Genomic DNA, 1,174 nt, shown 5'->3' with positions numbered 1-1,174 from the left:
CGCTTGAAGCCGATGACGCGCTCGACCGTCGTGACGTGGTTGAAGCGCCAGCGGCGGAAATAGTCTTCGAAATCGACGAGCTTTTCCGCGAGCTCGTAGAGCATCCAATGCTTCGCCGGCGAGGCATAGACGGTCTTCCACGCCTCCAGGACCTCGGCGTTTGGCATGCGCTTGATGCGCCAGTCGGTCCGGCGCGCGTCTTCACCGATGTCAAAACCATTGCGCGCCAGTAGTAGCAGCGCCTCGTCATAGAGGCCGGGCTCGGCCAGAATTTCCTCGAGCTTCGCCGTGATGTCGGCGCGGTGGGCATGCGGGCCAAGCAGCGCCAGATTGCGATTGCCGGCGAGGAACTCGATCGCGCGGTACTGGTAGGACTGGAAACCCGAGGACTGCCCGAGCCGATCGCGAAACTCGGTGTATTCGCTGGGTGTCATGGTCCGCAACACGTCCCAGGCGGTATTGAGCTGCTCGAAGATCCGGGCGACGCGCGACAGCATCTTGAAGGCGGGCTGCAACTGATCGTGGCGGATCGCCCTGATGGCGGAGCGGATTTCGTGGATCGCGAGCTTCATCCAGAGTTCGGACGTCTGGTGCTGGATGATGAACAGCAGCTCGTCATGCGCGTCCGACAGCGGCTCTTGCGCGTCCAGAAGGCGTTCCAGATGCAGATAGTCGCTGTAGGACATGCGACCTTCGAACGACATCTGGGCTCCCTCGCGCGAGGATTCGTCGGGCTTTCCGGTCATGTCACGAGCGCCTTCTTGCGGTATTCCGCGCTATCCCAGCGACGATGGGTCAAGACATCGGCGATGACGTCCACTGCCGCGCGAACCTCGGCTTCTCCGATGTAGAGCGGCGTAAAGCCGAAGCGCATCATGTCAGGCGCGCGGAAGTCGCCGATCACGTCGCGCGCGATCAGCGCCTGCATGATCGCGTAGCCCTCGGGGTGACGAAACGAAACCTGGCTGCCACGCCGATTTCCATCCCGCGGCGAAGCCAGCGTCAGCTCGGGACAACGTGCTTCGACTTCGCGAATGAAGAGGTCGGCGAGCACGATCGACGCATGGCGCACGTCGGTTATGCTGACGTCGTCCCAGACGTCGAGGGCGGCGTCGAGCGCGGCCATTGCGATGATCGGAGGTGTACCGACCCGCATTCGCTCGATGCCCGGCCC

The 1,174-nt window shown here is 63.0% G+C and carries 2 protein-coding genes; both read right to left on the bottom strand.

Features of this window, described 5'->3' with window-relative positions; all coding sequences use genetic code 11:
• Positions 1–746, bottom strand: a 746-nt coding sequence (locus tag JQ628_RS34345; RefSeq protein WP_212231053.1) for a tryptophan 2,3-dioxygenase, incomplete at its 3' end; no start/stop codon positions are given.
• Positions 743–1,174: kynureninase/PvdN C-terminal domain-containing protein (locus JQ628_RS34340; RefSeq protein ID WP_433996187.1), on the bottom strand; the 432-nt coding region annotated here is incomplete at its 5' end. The genes JQ628_RS34340 and JQ628_RS34345, both read right to left, overlap by 4 nt.

This window comes from Bradyrhizobium lablabi, assembly GCF_018129385.1.
Taxonomy (GTDB): domain Bacteria; phylum Pseudomonadota; class Alphaproteobacteria; order Rhizobiales; family Xanthobacteraceae; genus Bradyrhizobium; species Bradyrhizobium lablabi_C.
Note: the sequence above shows the minus strand (reverse complement) of the source record. Positions and strands in the feature narration are given on the sequence as shown.